This window comes from Candidatus Pseudomonas phytovorans (genome assembly GCA_029202525.1).
GTDB classification, from domain to species: domain Bacteria; phylum Pseudomonadota; class Gammaproteobacteria; order Pseudomonadales; family Pseudomonadaceae; genus Aquipseudomonas; species Aquipseudomonas phytovorans.
Map to the genome: position 1 here is coordinate 1,225,520 of CP119325.1, position 21,683 is coordinate 1,247,202.

The following is a 21,683-nucleotide window of genomic DNA, read 5'->3' on the forward strand; positions in this document are numbered from 1 at the left end:
TTGTGATGAGGCAACACAATGGACAGAGCGGTTGAACAACTGATGTTGATTGGCGGAACGGCCCTGTTGTACTCCACTGGTGCAGTTGTTGAGCAACGCCAGGCGGCATTCGACTCGATACTCTACGCACAGTTGGTGGCCAACAAGAACGCAGGGTCACGGTTTGCTGATTACGAACACTGGTACAGCGCCTATCGCGACGCTTACCGGCAATTAGGCTGGATCAGACTGGCCAGCACGCATGACCTGAAACAGCTGGGGCAGCCTGTGCGCAGTGCGCAGATACAACCCCTTGAGGCATGGCTGAAAATGCGCTCGATTCGCCATGAGACGGTGCTGGCGGCGATAAAGGCGGGCTTGGGGCGATCAGAGGCAGGTCTTCCACACTTGCTGAAATTTGGCGCACTTGATCAGGCGCAAGGTTCGAAGCTGGTGATCGAGTTCGGCATACTCAAGCCCGGGCCGGTGCTGGACCTGTGCTGCATCACGATGCAGACCGGCAAGCCGCTTTCGGGCGTTTCGCTGGACGGATTGTTAGGTAAGCAGGTGCTTCAGGGTGAGGCCGAGTTCAATGGGATTTCCCTGGCACTGGATAACGGGCGCTTCCAACGCCAGCGAGAAGAACTTCAGGCGCTGATGAATGCCAAGGACGGGCAAGGCGACTACCGGTTCGACCCTTATGCTGCGCCAGCAGGAGCACACCATGAGTGAGGCCGCATGCGCTGTGATTGGCGCCGGGATCGTTTCGTTCCTGTCGGGGATTTCTCCACAGCAGTCAGATAAGGTGAAACTGGCCCTGGCGATGGCTGAGCGGGCCACCGAGACGGCGTATCAGGAAGGGTTGATACAAGACTGGTTCACCTACTATCGCAATCAGCTCAAGTTCATGGGGTGGGACTCGGTTTCGGCCGAACAGATCCACTGGCCTGACGAGCGCCGCAGCAAACAGACCGATCAGGTACTGGAAACCATTGCCGCCACTGCCGGTGAGCAGTTTGCTGCAGCAACCAGCCTCTCCATGCAAAAACTGTTATCCAGCCCATCGGTACTGGGAGAACTTGAGCGCCGTGCCTATGAGCGTCAGCATTTCCAGTTGCTACCTTGCGCGCCAGCAGGTGCCAACCGGGTTGATATGGTGCTCTACCACGAAGTGGATATTCGTTCGGCTTTCAGCGCAGGCTTCATCAGCCACAAGCGCAGCCATCAGATCGTGCGGGCAGAGCTGGTACGCTTCAATCTGCTGGCGTTTGAAAACAGTTACTTGCCCAGGGTGCAGGAGCGCGTGGTGCAGGTGTCGTTACGGCGTATTCTGGATTACGGCCTTTAAGGCACCAGGTAGCCTTTGATGCCGGTGAAGATGATTTGCGCGGCCAGGGCGCAGACGAACAGCCCCATCAGCCGGCTGACGATCTGCAGGCCCTGGTCACCGAGGATGCGCTCGATACCGTGTGACAGGTAAAGCACCAGGCCGACCGTGAAGCTGGCCAGGGCGATACTGACGATGGCCAGCAGTTTGTCGTCCCAGTGCGGCTGGCTCACGCCCATCACCAACAGGGCACCGATGGTACCGGGGCCAACCGTCAGCGGAATGGTCAGCGGTACAATGGTCACATCCTGCTGCACATTGTCGGCCTGTACCGCCGGCTTGCCCTGGGCCATCCCCAAAGCCGAAATGAACAGCACGCTGCCGGCACCGATGCGGAAGGCGTCGGCGGTGATGCCGAAAATGCCGAAGATCGCCCGCCCGAACAGGTACAGCAGCACGCTGGCGACCAGGGCTGCGAAGGCGACCTTCCAGGCCAGTTGTTTGCGCTCTTTGCTGGAATGGCCACGGGTCAGGCTGATGAAGCACGACAGCACAAAGAACGGGCTGTAGAGCACGAGCATTTTCAGGTAGACACTGAATAACTCATGGAGCATGGGCGCTGGTCCTTGGCAAATATGGGGGAGTCGGTGTCGCTAGGAAGTATGCGCCGTGTCTGCCTTGGCTTCGCGCTGGTTGGCCCAGTACTGGATCAGCTCACGCAACTGCGACAGCTCGACCGGCTTGGCCATGTGCCCGTCCATGCCCGCCAGCCGGGCGCGTTCCTTGTGTTCGGTAAGAATGTGCGCGGTCAGCGCCACCACCGGGGTGCGCTGGCGCTGGTTGGCGGTTTCCCAGGCGCGCAGCTGCTGGGTGGCCGAGAAACCGTCCAGAATCGGCATCTCGCAGTCCATCAGCACCAGGTCATAGCGCTGGTTTTTCATCGCCTCCAGGGCCTCCTCGCCATTGCAGGCGGTGTCGGGCTCAAGGTTGAGCTTGCCGAGCATGCCGCGTATGACCTTGGTCGAAATACTGTTGTCCTCGGCAACCAGCACGCGGAAGTCGCCAGGCAGGTCCAGCGCCTGCGGGATACCGGGCAGGCTGGGCGGCACCGTCTGATCGCGGCCGCGCTGGGCCAATTCTTCGGCCAGGGTGGTCTTCAGCGTGTAGCCGGCTACCGGCTTGGCCAGTATCCGTTTGACCCCGGCGTTGCGGGCGATGACCTTGCTGGGTGCATTGCTGATGCCGGTGAGCATCACCACCAGGATGTCGTGGTTCAGGCTCGGGTCTTCCTTGATCTTGGCAGCCAGTTGCATGCCGGTCATGCCGGGCATGTTCTGGTCCAGCAGCACGGCGTCGAAGTAGTCGCGCAGGTGCGCTTTGGTGCGCAACAGGGCCAGGGCCTCCTTGCCCGAGGGCACCGCGCTGACGTTCATGCCCCAGGCGCTGCACTGCTGTACCAGTACCTTGCGGCAGGTGTCATTGTCGTCGACCACCAGCACGCGGGCATCGCGTAGTGGGCTGTCGAGGTCGGCGGGGGGCTGTTCCAGGCGTGAAGGGTCCAGCGGCAGGGTCAGCCACAGGGTGTTGCCCATGCCGGTGCTGCTTTTGATGCCGAACTCACCCTGCATCAGGCCGATCAGTTGTTTGGCGATGACCAGCCCAAGGTGGCCGCCCAGTTTGTTGCTGGACAGGAAATGGTGGCTGTGCAGCTCGGCTTGCAACAAGGCTTCGCGGTCTGCGGCGGGCAACGGCTCGCCGCTGTCCTGCACGGCGATGCGCAGGCGTGGCATCTCACCCCGTTGGTCCAGCGCCACGACCAGCAGGATTTCGCCCTGGTCGGTGTTTTTCAGGGCGTTTTCCAACAAGCTCGACAATGCCTGACGCAGGCGTGTCGGATCGCCGCTGATGACCCGCGGTACTTGCGGCTGGGTGAAGCTGATCAGCTCGATGTTCTGCTGCTCGGCCTTGGCGCGGAAGATGTTCAGGCAATCCTCGATCAGCGCATTGAGGTCGAACTGCACGTCATCCAGTTCGATTTGTCGGGATTCCAGCTTGGAAATGTCGAGAATCTCGTTGATCAGCGTCAGCAGCTCGTTGCCGGCGCTGTGGATGGTTTGCACGTAGTCGCGTTGCTTGACTGAAAGCGGTGTGCCCAGCAGCAGTTCGGTCATGCCCAGCACCCCGTTCATGGGTGTGCGGATTTCGTGGCTGATCTTGGCCAGGAACTCGGCCTTGGCGTTTATTTCGGCATCGCTGGCGGCCAAGGCGCGGCTGGCACTGAAGCGCTCCTCGCTCATGCGGCGCAGGCGCTCGCTGACCGCCAGGTTCAGCAGCAGGCCGCTGGCCACAGCCAGCCCCAGCAGGATGCACAGTAGCCAAGGCGTCGAGGTGCGGGTCAGGCCCAGCAGCGCCGGCAGCAGCACCAAGCCGCCCAGGTTGAACACCACCATGGCCAGGCTGAACAGGCGGCCGGGTGCGTAGCCCCGATACCAGTGGTAGCTGCTGACCAGCAGCATGCTCACGCTGCCCAAGGCCATCAGGGCGTAAGTCATCAGGTTGAGGGGCAGGGTGTCGACGAACAACAGCACCAGCCCGCTGACCCCGACCACCAGCATTTCGCCCTGCAACAGGCGGTTAAGCCGCGGTGATGTGCACGGGTTGAAAAAGTGTTGGGTGAAATACAGCCCTGCCAGTCCGGTCAGTACCAGTGTCAGGTAGGCGGCCGGGGTTTGCGCGTTGTGCCACACGTGCCACCAAGGGCCGCTGAGGTTCAGCAGGATCAGGCCGCTGAGCAGCATCAGGCCATGGTACAGCGCAAGGATCAGGGTGGTGGTGGAGCGGCTGTAGAGGAAGCGGATCAGGTTGTGCAGGATCAACATGACCAGGCCGCCGAACAGCATGCCGAACAGCAGTGGCTGGCGTTGATCCGAGGCGGCTACAGCCGCAGGCTCCAGGCTGATGGCCGGGCGCAACTGGTGCTCGGAGACCAGGCGCAGGTAGATGTCCAGCGGTTGCTTGCTGTTGGGTAGGGGCAGTACATGGTCGCTGCCGCGCAGGGTCGGGCTGGCATTGCCGGCCTGGCGCCCGTGGTGCAGCTGACGCAGAAGTTGGTCGCCTTCGAGGGCGTAGAGGTCAAGGCCAGACAGGTCGGGGGCGAATACCCGAAGCAGTTGCTCCTGGTCGCCCGGTTCAAGGCGATAGTGCAGCCACAACGCCTGTTCCGGTAGGGCGGCATCCAGGTCGGCCAGCACAAGCGGGCTGAACTGGTTGCGGTAACGCTCGGAGCGCACATCACTCAGTTGCAGATTGGCCTGTTCGTCGAGCAGAACGGTCCAGCCTCCGTCAGTTTCGGCCGCAGCCGGGAACATGCAGAGCAGGGTCAGCAAGCTGACGATCAGAGCTGAGGCAATCCGAAGCCGACGCACTACGAAATCCCTTCTTAGCCGATGTGCCGGGTACTCACTATGCGCGGCGCGCCAAGTCGAAGGCAAGGCCCGTGCCGGGCCTTGTCGACGAGCCGGATGCCGTGCGCCGGGCGTTTGACAGCCCTGGGCGGCACGGCGTTCCGGTAGTGCTTGTTACTGGTGCTCACCGCGCTCGCGGGCGATGGCCCGGTAGCCGATGTCAGTGCGGTAGAAACTGCCGTTCCAGCTCACTTCCTTGGCCAGGCGGTAAGCCTGCTGCTGCGCATCGGCAACCGTGCTGCCCATTGCGGTAGCGCACAGCACACGCCCGCCGTTGGTGGCCACTTGGCCGTCCTTGAGCGAAGTGCCAGCATGGAACACCTTGCCTTCGATCCTGGCTGCTGCGTCCAGGCCGCTGATCAGGTCGCCCTTGGCGTAGTCGCCCGGGTAACCGCCAGCTGCCAGCACCACGCCCAGGCTCGGTCGCGGGTCCCATTGGGCTTCGACCTTGTCCAGGGCCTTGGCGAAGGCGGCTTCGATCAGCAGCACCAGGCTCGACTCCAGGCGCAGCATGACTGGCTGGGTTTCCGGGTCGCCGAAGCGGCAGTTGAACTCGATGACTTTGGGGTTGCCCGCCTTGTCGATCATCAGGCCAGCATAGAGGAAGCCTGTGTAGACGTTGCCTTCCTCGGCCATGCCGCGCACGGTCGGCCAGATCACCTGGTCCATCACGCGCTGGTGCACTTCGGCGGTGACCACCGGGGCAGGGGAGTAGGCACCCATGCCGCCGGTGTTAGGGCCGGTGTCCTGGTCGCCGACGCGCTTGTGGTCCTGGCTGGTGGCCATAGGCAGCACGTTGTGGCCGTCGACCATGACGATGAAGCTGGCTTCCTCGCCGTCGAGGAACTCTTCGATCACCACCCGCGAACCGGCTTCACCGAAGGCGTTACCGGCCAGCATGTCACGCACGGCGTCTTCGGCTTCCTGCAGGGTCATGGCGACGATCACGCCTTTGCCCGCAGCCAGGCCGTCGGCCTTGATCACAATCGGCGCGCCCTTTTCTTGGAGGTAGGCCAGGGCCGGTTCGATTTCGGTGAAGTTCTGGTAGTCGGCGGTCGGGATCTTGTGACGCGCCAGGAAGTCCTTGGTGAAGGCCTTGGAGCCTTCCAGCTGGGCCGCGCCCTTGGTTGGGCCAAAGCAGTCCAGGCCACGGCTGCGGAACAGGTCGACCACACCGATGACCAGCGGGGCTTCGGGGCCGACGATGGTCAGGTCGACGTTCTTCTCGGCGAAGTCGGCCAATTGCTCCAGGGCGCATACGTCGATGGCGACGTTCTCGCACTTGGCTTCAGTGGCAGTGCCGGCGTTGCCTGGGGCAACGAAGACTTTCTCGACGCGTGGATCCTGGGCAACTTTCCAGGCCAGGGCGTGCTCACGGCCGCCGCTGCCGATGATCAAAACTTTCATGTCAAAACCTCGAATTCTTTCGGACGGGAGGCAAGGCCTCACGCTGTACGAGGTCGCAATGAAGCAGGTAGATGCAAGGCGGGGCCGGTTCCGATGAGCGGAGTTGCCTTTTGGCAATGAGCATCAGCGGAACCGGCCCCAACGCAGCAGATGCCTGCTTCAGTGCGGCCGATTGCCGTAAATCAGTGGCGGAAGTGGCGCATGCCGGTGAATACCATGGCAATGCCAGCTTCGTCGGCGGCAGCAATGACTTCAGCATCACGCATCGAACCACCCGGCTGGATCACGGCGCTGATACCCACTTTAGCCGCATTGTCGATGCCATCACGGAACGGGAAGAATGCATCCGATGCCATGACTGCGCCCTGCACCTGCAGGCCAGCATGCTCGGCCTTGATTGCAGCAATGCGTGCGGAGTTGACGCGGCTCATCTGGCCAGCGCCGACGCCGATGGTCTGGCGCTGTTTGGCGTAGACAATGGCGTTGGACTTGACGAACTTGGCCACTTTCCAGGCAAACACCAGGTCGTGGATTTCTTGCTCGGTCGGGGCACGTTTGGTGACGATCTTCAAGTCATCGGCGGTGATCATGCCGATATCGCGGCTCTGCACCAGCAGGCCACCGTTGACGCGCTTGAAGTCCCAACCGGCAGGGCGCTCGGCTGGCCACTCGCCACACTCCAGCAGGCGTACGTTCTGCTTTGCAGCCACCACGTCGCGGGCAGCCTGGGAAATTTTCGGGGCGATGATCACTTCGACAAACTGGCGCTCGACGATGGCCTGGGCGGTTTCGCCATCCAGTTCGCGGTTAAAGGCAATGATGCCGCCGAATGCCGATTCGGTGTCGGTGGCGTAGGCCAGGTCGTAGGCTTTGCGGATGCCGCCTTCGTCTTCAGGCACAACGGCCACGCCGCACGGGTTGGCGTGCTTGACGATGACGCAGGCCGGCTTGACGAAGCTCTTCACGCACTCCAGCGCGGCGTCGGTGTCGGCCACGTTGTTGAACGACAGTTCCTTGCCTTGCAGCTGGATGGCGGTGGAAATGCTGGCTTCGCCTTTTTTGGCTTCTACGTAGAACGCCGCGCTCTGGTGCGGGTTCTCGCCGTAGCGCATTTCCTGGGCCTTGACGAACTGGCTGTTGAAGGTGCGCGGGAACTCGCTGCGCGCTTCGGTCGACAGGGTTTCTTTGGCCTGGTCGATGGTGCCCATGTAATTGGCGATCATGCCGTCGTAGGCGGCAGTGTGCTCGAACGCCTTGAGCATCAGGTCGAAGCGCTGGGCGTAGGTCAGGCCACCGGCCTTGAGGCCTTCGACGATGCCGGCGTAGTCGCTGGCGTTGACCACGATGGCGACGTCTTTGTGATTCTTGGCAGCCGAACGGACCATGGTCGGGCCGCCGATGTCGATGTTCTCGATGGCGGTCGGCAGGTCACAGCCAGGCTTGGAAATGGTGGCTTCGAACGGGTACAGGTTGACCGCAACCAGGTCGATCGGCTTGATACCGTGCTCGTTCATGATGGCGTCGTCGGTGCCGCGACGGCCGAGGATGCCGCCGTGGATTTTCGGGTGCAGGGTCTTGACCCGGCCATCCATCATTTCGGCAAAGCCGGTGTAGTCGGCCACTTCCACCGCGTTCACGCCGTTGTCCTTGAGCAGCTTGTAGGTGCCGCCGGTGGACAGGATCTCGACACCGAGCTGCTGCAGCTCACGGGCGAATTCGAGGATACCGGTCTTGTCGGAGACGCTGATCAGGGCGCGGCGGACTGGCAGGCGGGTAGTCTGGTCGGTCATTTCGGGTTCCAATAACGCGGTGGAGTCAGCAAAAAAGGCGTCTCTTCGCAGAGGCCGCCTTTTCTGATCGGGATTCTGGCTTACAGCAAGTCGTACTGCTTGAGCTTCTTGCGCAGGGTGCCTCGGTTCAGCCCGAGCATCTCGCTGGCCTTGGTCTGGTTGCCCTTCACGTAGTTCATCACGCTTTCGAGCAGGGGCGCCTCCACTTCGGAGAGCACCAGGTTGTACACGTCCGTCACGGTCGCGCCTTCCAGGTGGGCGAAGTAGTTGTGCAGCGCCTTCTCGACGCTGTCGCGAAGGGTCTGGCCCTCTTCGCTCGGCGTGTTGAGGTGCTGTTTCAGGTTGGCGTTGTCGCTCACGGGCGTTGTTCCACTCACAAAATTCTCGGTCATCATCGTCATGCGGCCACCCCTTGTCCGTCCTCTGTCTCAAGGCTCTGTCGACGTTCACTGAAAAACGCGCGAACGTTGGCGCACTGCGCTTGTGTGTCTTCCAAAGCGTTGAACCGGGAGCGAAACTCCTTGCCGCCGGGTCGTGTTGCCAGGTACCAGCCAACGTGCTTGCGGGCGATACGAACGCCCATCACATCGCCATAAAAGGCATGCAACGCGGCCAGGTGCTCCAGCAGGATGCGTTCCACTTCGTCCAGCTGCGGTGCCGGCAAGTGTTCACCGGTACGCAGGTAATGCTCGATCTCGCGAAAGATCCATGGCCGCCCCTGGGCGGCCCGGCCGATCAGCAGGCCGTCGACCCCGGTGGCATCCAGCACCGCCCGGGCCTTTTCTGGCGAAGTGATATCGCCATTGGCAAAAACCGGGATCGACACCGCCTGCTTGATGGCAGCGATGGTGTCGTATTCGGCTTCGCCGGTGTACAGGTCAGCGCGTGTGCGGCCATGCACCGCCAGCGCCTGGATGCCGGCCTGTTCGGCGATTTTCGCCACGTTCAGGCCGTTCTTGTTTGCCCGGTCCCAACCGGTGCGGATCTTCAGGGTAACCGGTACGTCTACAGCGCCGACTACGGCGTGAAGGATCTCGTGGACCAAGGCTTCATCTCTCAATAAAGCAGAGCCTGCAGCTTTGTTGCAGACTTTTTTTGCCGGGCAGCCCATGTTGATGTCGATGATCTGGGCGCCCGCTTCGACGTTGGCCCGTGCTGCCGCAGCCATCATCTGCGCATCACCACCGGCGATCTGCACCGAGCGTGGCTCGGGATCACCTTCATGGATGCGGCGCAGGCTCGACTTGCGGCTGTTCCACAGGCTCATGTCGCTGGAGACCATTTCCGACACCACCATGCCAGCGCCCAGGCGCTTGCAAAGTGTTCGGAAAGGCTGGTCCGTGACCCCGGCCATCGGCGCGAGGATCAGATTGTTACGTAGTGTGTATGGGCCGATGCGTACCGCCGACATAGGTGATCCCTGTTGTGGGGCCGAATCTTGGAGTTCGAAAAAGGGTGGGCATGATACCCGCTCTCGGTGACCGGATAAAGATGGATTTGGATAAAATCTGAACAGTTGTCGGCTTATGACATTTGGTATGAGCAAAGATCCGGGCATCGCGCAGACCCTGTGGGAGCGGGCGTGCCCGCTCCCACAGGGTTACTGACTATTCCGGCGAACGGAAGCTGAGGCTGTAGTTCACGGCCTTCGGCCCCGGGTCGAGGATGTCCAGGGCGATATGGATCGGTGTCTGGCTTGGCATGTCGCCACGCCCGGCCAACTCGCCAGACAGGTACTCGCTGGGCTTGAAACGCCGGCTCGCGATCAGTTGACCATTTAGGTCGGCAAAACGCAGCTCCAGCAGCGGGAACGGTTGGGCGAACGGTGCACGGTTGTAGATGATCGCATCGACGATCAGTGCGCCTTTGAAGTCCGGGTGGCTGCGCACCACCAGATTGCTGCTCTTGATTCGTGCGATATCGACGCGGGTCGGCACCTGGCACCCGACCATCGGGCAAATTTGCTGGAAGATCGGCCGGTACTGGTCCTGGCGGGCCATCTCGTCGAAGTGGAACCACACATACTGGAACGCCAGCAGGCCGGCGGCCAGCAGGGTGAGAAAGCCCCACAGCAGGCGCTTGCCCCAGTTTGGCGCAGGTTTTTCCCAGCCCAGTTGCAGCGGGTCGTCGACGACATCGACCAGCGGTTCCTTGCGCGCTGTGCGCTCGGGCTTGCTGGCAAGGCCTGGCTCCAGGCGTTCACCCGGCAGCGGCTCGAGGGGGTCGTCGTCGCGCGCCGACAGGTGCAGCGCCAGCGGCTCATCGTCGCGGGCGCTCAGGCCTTGTTCCGGGATTTCGTCATCGCTGGCGCGCAGCGGTTCGCTGAATGCGGGTTGGTCATCGATTTCGGCTGCACGGTGTACGGGCGGCTCGTCATCGATGTCCAGGTCAAGGTTGCTGCCCAAGGTTGGCTCAGTGCGCTCGCCGGGCCCAGGCTCCAGGTCCAGCTCCAGGGGCTGCGGTTCCAGCAGTACCGGGGCGGGCTCTGCTGGCGTTTGTGGCTCGAAGGGCTCGTCGGTGGCGTTGCCGAACAAGTCGTCCGCATGCTCGTCCGGGTGCAACTCGTCACGCCGCGCCTGCAACCCGCCATCCTGGTCGGCGGGGCGTGCCGGTGCCGGCTGGCCGCGCTGCTCCAGGCGTGCCAGTTCCTGGTCGAGGTCCAGTGCGTCCAGCGCCTGGGCAGTCAGGGCCCAGTCTTCGTCAGGCGTGATACTGCGCTCGCGGCTGACAGGCTCGGGCGTGATCGGCGGCTCGACCACTGGCTCGGCAGGTGCCGCTGGCACAGGCACAGGCACAGGCACTGGCACCTCAGGTGCGCTGGCACGGTTCTGCTCCAGCAGTTGCCTGGCGGCATTGAACACCTGCAGGCAATGGCCGCAGCGCACCACACCGCGGGCCAGGCTCAACTGGTGGTGGGTGACGCGAAAGCTGGTCTGGCAATGCGGGCACTGGGTGACGAAACTGTCGGTCATGCGGCAATCCGGGAGCTGTGCAGAGAGATATTCTAGGCCCGCTTAGCGGCGGCGACCACTGATGCGCACCCAACCATCGCGGACGACGATCGGGTCCAGCTCGAAGTCGGCGGCGTAGGCTGCGGCCACCTCCTCACCTTGTTCGGCGAGGATGCCGGACAACGCCAGCAGGCCGCCTGGGCGAACCAGGCCGGACAATTGCGGTGCCAGCGACACCAGCGGGCCGGCGAGGATATTGGCGACCAGCACGTCGGCCTGCATGGCCGGCATGTGCTCGGGCAGGTACAGCGCCAGCTTTTCATCGGCGATGCCGTTGCGCTGGGCATTGTCACGCGAAGCCTCGATGGCCTGCACGTCAATGTCGGTACCGACCGCTTCACGGGCGCCCAGCAGCAGCGAGGCGATGGCCAGAATGCCCGAGCCGCAGCCGAAGTCCAGCACCTCGGTGCCTTCGAGTTGCTGGCCGTCGAGCCATTCCAGGCACAGGGCAGTGGTGGGGTGAGTGCCGGTGCCGAAGGCAAGGCCCGGATCCAGCAGCAGGTTGACGGCGTCCTTTTCCGGGGCTTCGTGCCAGCTTGGCACGATCCACAGGCGGCGGCCGAAACGCATGGGCTGGAAGTTGTCCATCCAGCTGCGCTCCCAGTCCTGGTCCTCGATCACCTCGGCCTGGTGCTGTGGCAGCTCGGCGCCGGTCAGCAGGCGCAGGTGGGCAAACACCTGCTCGGGCACGGCATCGGCCTCGAACAGCGCCAGCAAGTGGGTGTGCGACCACAGCGGGGTGGTGTTGAGGTCTGGCTCGAAGATCGGTTGATCTTCGGCGTCCATGAACGTGACCGAGACGGCACCTACTTCAAGCAGGGCATCTTCGTAGGTTTCGGCTTGTTCCGGGCTGATGGCCAGGCGAACTTGCAGCCAGGGCATGGCGGGCACCTTTGGTAAATCGACAGAGGGCAGCCCTAGGCTGCGCGAAGGCTGGCAGTTTACGCGAGTGCAGGGGATTTGTGGATCGGGGGCTGCATGGCAGCCCCAAAGCTACATCAGACAAAACAGAGTGAGAGCGACTCAGCTATATAAGCAGGCTTCTCTTCTCCTTCAATTTCCAGCGTGGCAATCGCCTTGAGCAACCATTGCCCCGGCTTCTTCTCCACCACTTCGGCCAGGTCGACCTTCAATCGCACCTGGCTGTCGACCTTGACCGGCTGGATGAACCGCACGCTGTCCAGCCCGTAGTTCACCACCATCTTCAGCCCTTGCGGCAGGATCAGGATGTCCTCGATCAGCTTGGGGATCAGTGACAATGTCAGGAAACCGTGGGCAATCGTGCCGCCAAACGGGGTTTTTGCCGCCTTTTCAGGGTCGACATGGATGAATTGGAAATCGCCTGTCGCCTCGGCGAACAGGTTGATACGCTGCTGGTCGATTTTTAGCCAGGCGGAGCGGCCCAGTTCCTTACCAACGTATTGCGAAAGCTCTGTAACCGGTACATAGGGCATCGCGGACTCTCCAGGTTGTCAGTTGGTACGAAAGTGCAAGATCAGCACGGCGAACCGTTTCAGTCAAGTTGTCCGTTTTTCGACGAATATCGGTATATAGCTGTGCGTGCTTATAATGGCTGCCATGCCCGAGGGAGATGCTTATGCTGTTGCGTGGTTTGACCTGGCTGGTCCTGTTCCAGCTGCTGGGAACGGCGATCAATCATCTGTTGGTGCCGTTTCTACCGGGGCCGATCATCGGCCTGGTGCTGCTGTTGGCCTTCCTCATGGCCCGCGGTGAGGTGGGGAAGCCGCTGAACGAAGCGGCCAGCAGCCTGCTGCGCTACCTGCCGCTGTTGCTGGTGCCGCCGGCAGTGGGGGTAATGGTGTATGCCAAGGATATCGCCGCCGACTTCTGGGCGATTGCTGGCGCCTTGCTGATTTCCTGCCTGGTGACACTGGTGTTTGTCGGTGTGCTGATGCAAAAGCTCATCCACCGCCAGGGCAAGCGCGAGGAACAGCCATGATGCCCGACTGGCAAGGCGCGCTGAATGCAGTCGTGCACCACCCTTTGTTCGGTATCGGTATCACGCTGGGTGCCTACCAGGTGGTGCTGGCGGCCTACGAGAAAACCCGCTGGATCTTCCTGCAGCCGGTATTGGTGTCGATGTTGCTGGTAATCGGCGTGTTGCTGCTGTGCGGCATCGAATACAGCGAGTACCGCAAGAGCACCGAAATCATGAATATCCTGCTGGGCCCCGCCACCGTGGCGCTGGCCGTGCCGCTGTATCTCAACCTGCGGCGTATCCGGCAGCTGTTCTGGCCCACATTTACTACGCTGGTTATCGGGGGGCTGTTCGCTACGCTCTGCTGCCTGTTGCTAGGCTGGTGGTTCGGTGCAGAACACATGATCCTGATGACCATGGCACCCAAGTCGGTGACCTCGCCAATCGCCATGCTGGTGGCCGAGCAGATTGGCGGTGTGGCGGCCCTGGCGGCAGTATTCGTACTGATCACCGGGGTGATCGGCGCGATCTTCGGCCCGGCGCTGCTGAGCCGTTTCGGCGTGCACAGCCCTGAGGCGCGCGGCATGTCGCTGGGCGTCACCGCGCATGCGGTGGGTACTTCGGTCGCCTTGCAGGAAAGTGATGAATGCGGCGCTTTTGCCGCACTGGCGATGAGCTTGATGGGGGTAGCCACGGCGGTGTTCCTGCCGCTGGCGGTCAGCCTGGTGGCTTGAGGAGTTGTGATGACACTACCGCTGTTTCCGCTCAATACCGTGCTGTTTCCTGGCTGCTTTCTCGATCTGCAGATTTTCGAGGCGCGCTACCTGGACATGATCGGGCGCTGCATGAAGCAGGGTGAAGGCTTTGGGGTGGTCTGCATCCTGGAGGGCGAGCAGGTTGGCAAGGCGCCACCGATGGTCGCCTCGATCGGCTGTGAAGCGGTGATTCGCGACTTTGTGCAGCAGGATAATGGCTTGCTGGGCATTCGCGTAGAAGGTGTGCGGCGCTTCAATCTGGGCAGTACCGAGGTGCAGAAGGACCAGTTGCTGGTGGGGCAGGTGCAATGGTTGCCGGAGCAGGCGGACAGCCCGTTGCTTGAAGCAGATGATGACTTGTTGGCGTTGCTGGTGGCCTTGGGCGAACACCCAATGGTCGAGGCGCTGGACATGCCGCGCCCGGTGGACGGGCGCCAGGCGCTGGCCAACCAGCTGGCGTATCTGCTGCCGTTCATGGAAGAAGACAAGCTGGACCTGCTGACCCTCGACTCGCCGCAGCAGCGGCTGGGCGAGATCCAGAGGCTGCTGGAGCGGATTCAGGGCGAGCTGTTCGCCTGATGGTTCTTTGTCACCTGTCATGGCCTCTTCGCGGGCACGCCCGCTCCCAAAGGTAACTCGCAGGATTCAAAACCTGTGCAGCACCTGTGGGAGCGGGCGTGCCCGCGAAGAGGCCATGACAGGCGACATCAATACTGATAGCGCAGCAAAGCATGCGGCAGCGCGTGCATGGCAAAGAACGCCAGCAGCGCCACACACGCCGGCAACACCAGCCACCAGACCCGCTGCGGCAACGCCGGCAGGGTCTGGCGATGCTGCACCAGTGTCAGGCTAAGCGCACACACACAACAGGCCAACATGGCCCCGGCGAGGATGTCGGTCGGCCAGTGCGCCCCCAGGTACACCCGCGACAGCGCAATCGCCAGCGCCGGAATACAGCCCAGCATGACCCAGGTCAGGCGCATGCGCGGCGGCTGGCCACGCCCCGCCAGCACTGCCAATACCAGAAAGAAGGCGAACGACGCCGAACTGTGCCCGCTGGGCATGCTGTAGCTGGTCAGCGGGTCTGTCAGTACTTCAGGCCTGGCGCGGGCGAACAGCCATTTCAGGCTGCCATTTGCCACCGCTGTACCTATCAGTGCGCCGCCGGCGAACAGGGCATGGCGCCACTGCCGGGCAAGTAGCAGCAAACCCGTCAACAAGCCACCGAGGAAGAATTGGGTTTTGAAGTCGCCCAGGCGAGTGACCAGCACCACGGTGCCATCAATGGCTTGGCTGCGGTGTTCCTGTACCAGCGTCATCACGCCCTGGTCGAACTCGTGCAGGTAGGGCCAGCCCAGGAAAATCCCGGCCAATGCCAGAAAGCTCAAACCCGCGACCAACCGGGTGCTGTGGCGCTGATCGCGAATGCTGCTGTTCAGGCTGAGCCCGATGATGACTGCCAATGTGCCGGCGATGATGCCAGCATCCAGCCAGAAGCCTTCCGGTAGCGGCAGGCGCATGGCCGCGCCGGTGGCCCAGCCCGGTAGCAGGTAGGCTACCGACCAGCCCGCGCCGGCCACCAGGCTGACGGCGATGAAGCGTGGCAGGGGCATGTCGAACATGCCGGCGACCATGGGCAACATAGGCCGCAGCGGGCCGATGAAGCGCCCCACCAGCAGGCTGGCGATGCCATATCGCTTGAAGTAGCTTTCGGCGCTTCCAATCCATTCCGGGTGGTGGCGCAGCAGTGGCAGGCGGCGGATATTCTGGTGAAAGTACTTGCCCAGCGTGTACGACACCGCGTCGCCGAGCAGGCCGCCAAGAAAGCCCAGCAGCAATGTTTCGCCCAAGGTGAAGGCACCGCTGCCGGCCAGTACCGCGACGGCGAACAGCAGCACGGTGCCCGGCACGATGATGCCGGCAATGGCCAGGCACTCAATGCAGGCTATCAGGAAAATTGCCACGCCAAGCCACTGCGGGTTGGCGCTGAGCCAGCCGGTCAGGCCATCGAGCCATTGGCCCATGTTCAGCTTCCTTGTTCGAGAATGAAGAAGTCACGGCCTTCGACTTGGCCGCGACGTAACGGGTTCCGTGTGCAGAACCGGGCGTACTCGGCGTCGACGAAGCGGTAGGGCAGATGCTCGTCGCGACCGTGCGGGATGCCCAGTCGCGCGGCCTGTATTACCCGGGGTACGGTGTTGCCGCAATCTTCCACGTACAGGCGCTCGGCGTCGAAGCGTTGGGCGTCCCAGTCCGGTACTTTCAGGCCCAGGGCTCGGCACAGCAGGGTCTGGCCGGCGCACAGGCGTTCATCCGGGCGCAGCTTGCCGCTGGCGTCGGGGTTGTTCAGTTGCATCTGCGCCAGACTGTTCGGGCCAGAGCGGGCATCCTGCCAAGGATAGGCAGACTTGATCAGCACCGCATTGCCTGGGCCATGGGCGCTGAAGTTCAGCGAGTCGCCGCCGCGTGCGTAGTACATGTAGATATGCCCGCCATCGAGAAACAGCGCCTTGCGCTTTTCGGTGTAGCCGAGCGAGGCGTGGCTGCCTCTGTCGGTGAGGTAATAGGCCTCGGTTTCGATGATGCGCGCGGCCAGCCACAGGTCGCCTTGGCGATGGCGGATTACCTTGCCCAGCAAGGCCTTGGCCAGGGTCTGGGCATCGCGGTCGAAAAAGCTGTCGGGCAGGGCAGGCATGCGGGCAGTTCGCGGCTGGGAGGCGGGGGATGATAGCAATGAATGGCTTAATCGAGGCTGAACTGGGGTTACGATTGAATGGTATCTGTATGTTTCATTGGTGGGGCTGCCGGGGTGTTCGCCTTGAGATATTCGGCGTCGGTGAGATCGAGCGCCGCCCGCGCGGCGCTTCGCGGGACAAGCCCGCTCCCACATTTGTTGCAACGTGGCCCTGTCTGTGGGACAGGCGTTGCCAGCCTTGGTGTAAGGCTTGAGACATGTGGGGCGGCATTGGCGCCAACTCAAAAATGCGACCAGCCCCACCAAGCTGGCAACCATGGCCTGACAGGCTTGGTACGTTGCAACAAATGTGGGAGCGGGCTTGCCCCGCGAAGCGCCGCGCGGGCGGCGCTCGATTTCACAGGCGCCAAAAACCTAAAGGCAGGCAGCCATTTTCTACCATCCGCCACCCGCCGCTGGGCGTACACCTGCGCGGCAGTTATAATCAGCCGATTTCCCCTTCGCCAAGACACCGAACCCATGACTGAGTCCGTTCTTGACTACATGACCCGCCTGGGTCGCGCCGCCCGTGAGGCTTCCCGGGTGATCGGCCGTGCCAGCACCGCGCAGAAGAACCGCGCCCTGCAAGCCGCCGCCGAGGCGCTGGACGGCGCCCGTGCCGAGCTGACTGCCGCCAACGAGCTGGACTTGGCTGCTGGCCGCGCCAACGGCCTCGAACCGGCGCTGCTTGACCGTCTGGCGCTGACCCCTGCGCGTATCGACGGCATGATCACCGGCCTGCGCCAGGTGGCCAGCTTGCCGGACCCGGTCGGTGCCATCCGCGACATGAGCTACCGCCCGTCGGGCATCCAGGTCGGTAAGATGCGCACGCCGCTGGGGGTGATCGGGATCATCTACGAGTCGCGCCCGAACGTGACCATCGATGCTGCCAGCCTGTGCCTGAAGTCGGGTAACGCGACCATTCTGCGGGGCGGCTCCGAAGCTATCCATTCCAACCGTGCCATCGCCACCTGCATTCAGCGTGGCCTGGCCGCTGCTGGCCTGCCGGCCGCCGTGGTGCAGGTGGTCGAGACCACCGACCGTGAGGCCGTGGGTGCGTTGATCAGCATGCCGGAATTCGTCGATGTCATCGTGCCGCGTGGCGGCCGTGGCCTGATCGAGCGTATCAGCCGCGATGCCCGTGTGCCGGTGATCAAGCACCTGGACGGCATCTGCCACGTCTATGTCAGCCAGCATGCTGACCTGGACAAAGCCTGGAACGTGGCCTTCAACGCCAAGACTTACCGCTACGGCATCTGTGGCGCCATGGAAACACTGCTGGTCGACCAGCAGGTGGCCGAGCGCTTCCTGCCGGAAATGGCCCGCCGCTTCCGGGAAAAGGGCGTGGAGCTGCGTGGCTGCGAGCGCACCCGGGCGATCATCGATGCCAAGCCGGCCACTGAAGATGACTGGCACACCGAGTACCTGGACGCGATCCTGTCGATCCGCGTTGTGCAGGGCCTGGAACAGGCCATCGAGCACATCAACCACTATGGCTCGCACCACACCGATTCGATCATCAGCGAACACCAGGGTGAAGCCCGTCAGTTCATGGCCGAGGTCGATTCGGCATCGGTCATGCTCAACACCCCGACCTGCTTCGCCGACGGCTTCGAGTACGGCCTGGGTGCGGAAATCGGTATTTCCACCGACAAGCTGCATGCCCGTGGCCCGGTTGGCCTGGAAGGCCTGACCTGCGAGAAATACGTGGTGATCGGCGACGGCCAGTTGCGCGGCCAGGGGTCGTGCTGAGTTGAGCGAGGCCCAGGCAGTCCGGCGTATCGGCATTCTAGGCGGCACTTTCGACCCCGTGCACATCGGCCACTTGCGCAGCGCGCTGGAAGTGGCCGAGTTCATGGGGCTGGACGAGTTGCGCCTGTTGCCCAACGCCCGGCCGCCGCACCGCGACACCCCACAAGTGGCCGCGCAGGATCGCCTGGCCATGGTCCGCGAAGCGGTGCAGGGCGTCGCTTGCCTGAGCGTCGATGCCCGCGAGCTAGCGCGTGACAAGCCGTCGTACACCATCGATACGCTGGAATCGATCCGCGCCGAACTGGCCGGCAACGACCAGCTGTTCCTGGTGCTGGGCTGGGACGCCTTCTGTGGCCTGCCCAGCTGGCACCGTTGGGAAGAGTTGCTGCAACACTGTCACATCCTGGTGCTGCAACGCCCGGATGCCGACGTTGAACCCCCTGACGAGCTGCGCAACCTGCTGGCTGCGCGCTCGGAGAGCGATCCCGCCGCCATGTCCGGCCCGGCGGGAAATATTTCGTTCGTCTGGCAGACGCCGCTTGCGGTGTCGGCTACACAGATCCGACAGCTGCTGGCCAGCGGCAAATCGGTGAGGTTCCTGGTGCCGGACGCCGTACTGGCCTACATAGAGGCGCACGAACTGTATCGTGCACCTAACTGACGGTGCCTTTGGCGCCTCATCCAACGAGTTGAACGAGTTTTATATGAGCAAGCAGAAAACCAATGGCATCAGTGGCGAAGAACTGGTCAAACTGACCATTAGCGCCCTGGAAGACGTTAAAGCCCAGGACATCCAGGTCATCGACGTGCGCGAAAAGCACAGCCTGACCGACTACATGATCATTGCCACCGGTACCTCCAACCGCCAGATCAACGCGATGCTGGAAAAGGTCCGTGAAGCGGTCAAAAAACAAGGCGCGCAGCCACTCGGCGAAGAAGGCAAGGGCGACAGCGACTGGGTGCTGCTGGACCTGAACGACGTCATCGTGCACATGATGACCGCCGCTGCCCGCCAGTTCTACGACCTGGAGCGTCTGTGGGCAGGTGCAGAGCAGAGCCGTGCTGCCGATGCCAAGCACCACAGCCCGGAAAACGCCAGCGACTACTTCGACTCCAAGATCAAAGACCGGGAATAAGGAAGCGTCGTGCGTCTGCGCCTGATCGCGGTCGGCTCGCGCATGCCGAAGTGGGTCGAGGAAGGTTGGCATGAGTATGCCAAGCGCCTGCCTGCCGAGCTGTCGCTGGAGCTGGTGGAAATCCCGCTGAACACCCGTGGCAAGAATGCTGACGTCGCCCGCCTGATCCGTCAGGAGGGCGAAGCCATGCTGAGCAAGGTTCAGCCTGGGGAACGCATTGTCACCCTCGAGGTCCATGGCAAGCCCTGGAGTACCGAGCAGCTGGCGACCGAGCTGGACCGCTGGCGCCTGGATGCGCGCACGGTGAATTTGATGGTGGGCGGCCCGGAAGGCCTGGCACCTGAGGTTTGCGCGCGCGCCGAGCAACGCTGGTCGCTGTCGCCGCTGACCCTCCCGCACCCGTTGGTAAGGATACTCATCGGCGAGCAGATCTACCGCGCCTGGACCGTGTTGTCCGGGCACCCTTACCACAAATGAGCCTGTAAGCAGTCCGATGTCGCAGCCGATCCGTCTCAAGGACCACGAGAAAGACGCCCGCTTGGTGCGTAACCGCGTCGTGGTCGGCGCGGTTGCGATCATGCTGCTTGTTTGCGTGCTGATCGCGCGGCTGTATTACCTGCAGATCATCCAGTACGACTATCACTCCACGCTGTCGGAGAACAACCGGGTGCACGTGCAGCCGATCCCGCCGACCCGCGGGCTGATCTTCGACCGCAACGGGTTGATCGTTGCCGACAACCGACCCAGCTTCAGCCTGTCGATGACCCGCGAACGTGCGGGTAACTGGCAGGAAGTGCTGGACAGCATCGTCGAAGTGCTAGAGCTGACTGCCGATGATCGTGCCTTGTTCGAGAAACGCATGCGACAGGGTCGTCGGCCGTTCGAGCCGGTGCCGATCCTGTTCGAGCTCAACGAAGAGCAGATCGCCCGGGTGGCGGTGAACCAGTTCCGCCTGCCGGGCGTGGAAGTGGTAGCCCAACTGGTGCGCCATTACCCGCAGGGTGCGCATTTCGCCCACTCGGTGGGTTATGTGGGGCGCATCAACGAGAAAGAGCTTAAAACCCTCGATCCGGTGAACTACAGCGGCACCCACCACATCGGCAAGACCGGCATCGAACGCTTCTACGAAGACGACCTGCACGGGCAGGTGGGTTACGAGGAAGTCGAGACCAACGCCCGAGGCCGTGTGCTGCGGGTGCTCAAGCGCACCGACCCGAAACCGGGCAAGGACATTGTGCTGAGCCTGGACATCAAGCTTCAGGAGGCCGCCGAGGCCGCCCTGGGTGGCCGGCGCGGCGCGGTGGTGGCACTCGACCCGCGTACGGGTGAGGTGCTGGCGATGGTCAGCCAGCCAAGCTTCGACCCCAACCTGTTTGTAACCGGCATCAGCTTCAAGGCCTATGCCGAACTGCGCGACTCGATCGACCGGCCGCTGTTCAACCGCGTGCTGCGTGGCCTGTACCCGCCCGGTTCGACCATCAAGCCGGCGGTGGCAATTGCCGGCCTGGACAGTGGTGTGGTCAATGCCAGCAGCCGGGTGTTCGACCCGGGCTATTACCAGTTGCCCAACTATGACCACAAATACCGTAACTGGAACCGCACCGGCGATGGCTGGGTCGATCTGGACACCGCGATCATGCGGTCCAACGACACCTACTTCTACGACCTTGCACACAAGATGGGTATCGATCGGCTTTCCAGCTACATGAACAAGTTCGGCATTGGCCAGCGGGTTTCCCTTGATATGTTCGAGGAGTCTGCCGGGTTGATGCCGTCGCGCGAATGGAAGCGTGCCACCCGCCGCCAGGCCTGGTTCCCCGGTGAAACCCTGATTCTCGGCATTGGCCAGGGCTACATGCAGGCTACGCCGCTGCAACTGGCCCAGGCCACTGCGCTGATCGCCAACAAGGGGGTGTGGAACCGCCCGCACCTGGCCAAGACCATCGAAGGCCAGGCGCCAGTGGACGACAACCCCATGGAAAACATCATGCTGCGTGACAAGTCTGACTGGGCCAAGGTCACCCATGGCATGGAACAGGTGATGCACGGCGCCCGCGGTACGGCGCGCAAGGCCGCTGCCGGTGCCCAGTACCGCATTGCCGGCAAGAGCGGCACCGCCCAGGTGGTGGCGATCAAGCAGGGTGAGAAGTACGACCGCAACAAGCTCCAGGAGCGCCACCGCGACCACGCTTTGTTCGTGGCCTTTGCCCCGGCCGATGCCCCGAAGATCGTGGTTTCGGTGATGGTCGAGAACGGTGAGTCCGGCTCGGGTGTCGCTGCGCCCGTGGTACGCCAGATCATGGATGCCTGGCTGCTCGACGAAAACGGCCGGCTCAAGCCCGAGTTCGCGCCGGCCACCGTTACCCAGGAATCGGCCCTGTGATGAACA

General features: G+C 62.7%; 21 protein-coding genes. 10 read left to right on the forward strand and 11 right to left on the reverse strand.

The features are described 5' to 3' along the window. Positions 1 to 18 precede the first annotated feature (18 nt). Positions 19 to 711 (forward strand): hypothetical protein, encoded by a 693-nt coding sequence (locus tag P0Y58_05345; GenBank protein WEK31624.1) that lies wholly within the window; start codon positions 19 to 21, stop codon positions 709 to 711. Continuing rightward, positions 680 to 1,327 carry a hypothetical protein gene (locus P0Y58_05350; protein ID WEK31625.1) on the forward strand — a complete coding sequence of 216 codons (648 nt, stop codon included), beginning with the start codon at positions 680 to 682 and terminating at the stop codon, positions 1,325 to 1,327. Before P0Y58_05345 ends, P0Y58_05350 begins: the two co-directional genes overlap by 32 nt. Here P0Y58_05350 and P0Y58_05355 read toward each other — a convergent pair. The 9 genes from P0Y58_05355 to P0Y58_05395 form a co-directional block, all read right to left on the reverse strand. Then, the gene (locus P0Y58_05355; GenBank protein ID WEK31626.1) at positions 1,324 to 1,920 is read right to left on the reverse strand and encodes a MarC family protein; all 597 of its coding nucleotides are present in this window, start codon (positions 1,918 to 1,920) and stop codon (positions 1,324 to 1,326) included. The genes P0Y58_05350 and P0Y58_05355 overlap by 4 nt on opposite strands. A 39-nt stretch (positions 1,921 to 1,959) precedes the next feature. Further along, entirely contained in the window at positions 1,960 to 4,731 is a 2,772-nt protein-coding gene (locus P0Y58_05360; GenBank protein ID WEK31627.1) for a response regulator, read from the reverse strand. Positions 4,732 to 4,884: 153 nt separating this feature from the next. Beyond that, positions 4,885 to 6,177: a phosphoribosylamine--glycine ligase gene (gene purD / locus P0Y58_05365; protein WEK31628.1), complete on the reverse strand. Its 1,293-nt coding sequence runs from the start codon at positions 6,175 to 6,177 to the stop codon at positions 4,885 to 4,887. Positions 6,178 to 6,359: 182 nt separating this feature from the next. After that, positions 6,360 to 7,967: a bifunctional phosphoribosylaminoimidazolecarboxamide formyltransferase/IMP cyclohydrolase gene (gene purH / locus P0Y58_05370; protein WEK31629.1), complete on the reverse strand. Its 1,608-nt coding sequence runs from the start codon at positions 7,965 to 7,967 to the stop codon at positions 6,360 to 6,362. An 80-nt stretch (positions 7,968 to 8,047) separates the two neighbouring features. Beyond that, positions 8,048 to 8,368, reverse strand: a complete 321-nt coding sequence (fis, locus tag P0Y58_05375; protein WEK31630.1) for a DNA-binding transcriptional regulator Fis — start codon at positions 8,366 to 8,368, stop codon at positions 8,048 to 8,050. Beyond that, positions 8,365 to 9,378, reverse strand: a complete 1,014-nt coding sequence (dusB, locus tag P0Y58_05380) for a tRNA dihydrouridine synthase DusB (protein WEK31631.1) — start codon at positions 9,376 to 9,378, stop codon at positions 8,365 to 8,367. Before dusB ends, fis begins: the two co-directional genes overlap by 4 nt. A gap of 196 nt (positions 9,379 to 9,574) precedes the next feature. After that, on the reverse strand, positions 9,575 to 10,939 hold the full coding sequence (locus tag P0Y58_05385; protein ID WEK31632.1) for a DUF3426 domain-containing protein: 1,365 nt from the start codon (positions 10,937 to 10,939) through the stop codon (positions 9,575 to 9,577). A 42-nt stretch (positions 10,940 to 10,981) separates the two neighbouring features. Further along, positions 10,982 to 11,860 carry a 50S ribosomal protein L11 methyltransferase gene (prmA, locus tag P0Y58_05390; GenBank protein WEK31633.1) on the reverse strand — a complete coding sequence of 293 codons (879 nt, stop codon included), beginning with the start codon at positions 11,858 to 11,860 and terminating at the stop codon, positions 10,982 to 10,984. A 116-nt stretch (positions 11,861 to 11,976) separates the two neighbouring features. Continuing rightward, on the reverse strand, positions 11,977 to 12,432 hold the full coding sequence (locus tag P0Y58_05395; protein WEK31634.1) for a MaoC family dehydratase: 456 nt from the start codon (positions 12,430 to 12,432) through the stop codon (positions 11,977 to 11,979). A 143-nt stretch (positions 12,433 to 12,575) separates the two neighbouring features. Here P0Y58_05395 and P0Y58_05400 point away from each other — a divergent pair, with 143 nt between their 5' ends. The 3 genes from P0Y58_05400 to P0Y58_05410 are packed head-to-tail and all read left to right on the forward strand — an operon-like array spanning position 12,576 to position 14,251. Beyond that, positions 12,576 to 12,938 (forward strand): CidA/LrgA family protein, encoded by a 363-nt coding sequence (locus tag P0Y58_05400; GenBank protein ID WEK31635.1) that lies wholly within the window; start codon positions 12,576 to 12,578, stop codon positions 12,936 to 12,938. Next, positions 12,935 to 13,651 (forward strand): LrgB family protein, encoded by a 717-nt coding sequence (locus P0Y58_05405; protein ID WEK31636.1) that lies wholly within the window; start codon positions 12,935 to 12,937, stop codon positions 13,649 to 13,651. The genes P0Y58_05400 and P0Y58_05405 overlap by 4 nt, the downstream gene beginning before the upstream one ends. A 9-nt stretch (positions 13,652 to 13,660) precedes the next feature. Then, a complete protein-coding gene (locus P0Y58_05410) occupies positions 13,661 to 14,251 on the forward strand; it encodes an LON peptidase substrate-binding domain-containing protein (GenBank protein WEK31637.1) in 591 nt (196 codons plus the stop codon). Between the two features lie 128 nt (positions 14,252 to 14,379). Here the strand turns inward: P0Y58_05410 and P0Y58_05415 are convergent, their stop codons facing one another. Beyond that, the gene (locus tag P0Y58_05415; GenBank protein WEK31638.1) at positions 14,380 to 15,696 is read right to left on the reverse strand and encodes a bifunctional DedA family/phosphatase PAP2 family protein; all 1,317 of its coding nucleotides are present in this window, start codon (positions 15,694 to 15,696) and stop codon (positions 14,380 to 14,382) included. 2 nt (positions 15,697 to 15,698) lie between these two features. Further along, positions 15,699 to 16,367: a DNA-3-methyladenine glycosylase gene (locus P0Y58_05420; GenBank protein ID WEK31639.1), complete on the reverse strand. Its 669-nt coding sequence runs from the start codon at positions 16,365 to 16,367 to the stop codon at positions 15,699 to 15,701. A gap of 519 nt (positions 16,368 to 16,886) precedes the next feature. On the opposite strand from P0Y58_05420, the gene P0Y58_05425 reads away from it, so the two are divergent. From P0Y58_05425 to mrdA, 5 genes are read left to right on the forward strand one after another with little or no spacing between them, the layout of a single operon-like run. Continuing rightward, on the forward strand, positions 16,887 to 18,158 hold the full coding sequence (locus tag P0Y58_05425; protein ID WEK31640.1) for a glutamate-5-semialdehyde dehydrogenase: 1,272 nt from the start codon (positions 16,887 to 16,889) through the stop codon (positions 18,156 to 18,158). A gap of 1 nt (position 18,159) precedes the next feature. Next, positions 18,160 to 18,819 carry a nicotinate-nucleotide adenylyltransferase gene (gene nadD, locus P0Y58_05430; GenBank protein WEK31641.1) on the forward strand — a complete coding sequence of 220 codons (660 nt, stop codon included), beginning with the start codon at positions 18,160 to 18,162 and terminating at the stop codon, positions 18,817 to 18,819. Between the two features lie 43 nt (positions 18,820 to 18,862). Beyond that, complete coding sequence (gene rsfS / locus P0Y58_05435) at positions 18,863 to 19,294, forward strand: ribosome silencing factor (protein ID WEK31642.1); 432 nt, start codon at positions 18,863 to 18,865, stop codon at positions 19,292 to 19,294. A 9-nt stretch (positions 19,295 to 19,303) separates the two neighbouring features. Further along, a complete protein-coding gene (rlmH, locus tag P0Y58_05440; GenBank protein ID WEK31643.1) occupies positions 19,304 to 19,771 on the forward strand; it encodes a 23S rRNA (pseudouridine(1915)-N(3))-methyltransferase RlmH in 468 nt (155 codons plus the stop codon). Between the two features lie 16 nt (positions 19,772 to 19,787). Further along, complete coding sequence (gene mrdA, locus P0Y58_05445; protein WEK31644.1) at positions 19,788 to 21,677, forward strand: penicillin-binding protein 2; 1,890 nt, start codon at positions 19,788 to 19,790, stop codon at positions 21,675 to 21,677. Positions 21,678 to 21,683 lie beyond the last annotated feature (6 nt).

Excerpts from the sequence above, each read along its gene's own strand:
- rsfS (WEK31642.1), top strand. The coding sequence starts at position 18,863 with ATGAGCAAGCAGAAAACCAATGGCATCAGTGGCGAAGAACTGGTCAAA.
- purD (WEK31628.1), bottom strand. The coding sequence starts at position 6,177 with ATGAAAGTTTTGATCATCGGCAGCGGCGGCCGTGAGCACGCCCTGGCC.
- P0Y58_05350 (WEK31625.1), top strand. The coding sequence starts at position 680 with ATGCTGCGCCAGCAGGAGCACACCATGAGTGAGGCCGCATGCGCTGTG.
- P0Y58_05410 (WEK31637.1), top strand. The coding sequence starts at position 13,661 with ATGACACTACCGCTGTTTCCGCTCAATACCGTGCTGTTTCCTGGCTGC.
- P0Y58_05345 (WEK31624.1), top strand. The coding sequence starts at position 19 with ATGGACAGAGCGGTTGAACAACTGATGTTGATTGGCGGAACGGCCCTG.
- P0Y58_05395 (WEK31634.1), bottom strand. The coding sequence starts at position 12,432 with ATGCCCTATGTACCGGTTACAGAGCTTTCGCAATACGTTGGTAAGGAA.
- dusB (WEK31631.1), bottom strand. The coding sequence starts at position 9,378 with ATGTCGGCGGTACGCATCGGCCCATACACACTACGTAACAATCTGATC.
- P0Y58_05420 (WEK31639.1), bottom strand. The coding sequence starts at position 16,367 with ATGCCTGCCCTGCCCGACAGCTTTTTCGACCGCGATGCCCAGACCCTG.
- prmA (WEK31633.1), bottom strand. The coding sequence starts at position 11,860 with ATGCCCTGGCTGCAAGTTCGCCTGGCCATCAGCCCGGAACAAGCCGAA.
- fis (WEK31630.1), bottom strand. The coding sequence starts at position 8,368 with ATGACGATGATGACCGAGAATTTTGTGAGTGGAACAACGCCCGTGAGC.
- P0Y58_05415 (WEK31638.1), bottom strand. The coding sequence starts at position 15,696 with ATGGGCCAATGGCTCGATGGCCTGACCGGCTGGCTCAGCGCCAACCCG.
- purH (WEK31629.1), bottom strand. The coding sequence starts at position 7,967 with ATGACCGACCAGACTACCCGCCTGCCAGTCCGCCGCGCCCTGATCAGC.
- mrdA (WEK31644.1), top strand. The coding sequence starts at position 19,788 with ATGTCGCAGCCGATCCGTCTCAAGGACCACGAGAAAGACGCCCGCTTG.
- P0Y58_05405 (WEK31636.1), top strand. The coding sequence starts at position 12,935 with ATGATGCCCGACTGGCAAGGCGCGCTGAATGCAGTCGTGCACCACCCT.
- P0Y58_05355 (WEK31626.1), bottom strand. The coding sequence starts at position 1,920 with ATGCTCCATGAGTTATTCAGTGTCTACCTGAAAATGCTCGTGCTCTAC.
- P0Y58_05425 (WEK31640.1), top strand. The coding sequence starts at position 16,887 with ATGACTGAGTCCGTTCTTGACTACATGACCCGCCTGGGTCGCGCCGCC.
- P0Y58_05385 (WEK31632.1), bottom strand. The coding sequence starts at position 10,939 with ATGACCGACAGTTTCGTCACCCAGTGCCCGCATTGCCAGACCAGCTTT.
- P0Y58_05400 (WEK31635.1), top strand. The coding sequence starts at position 12,576 with ATGCTGTTGCGTGGTTTGACCTGGCTGGTCCTGTTCCAGCTGCTGGGA.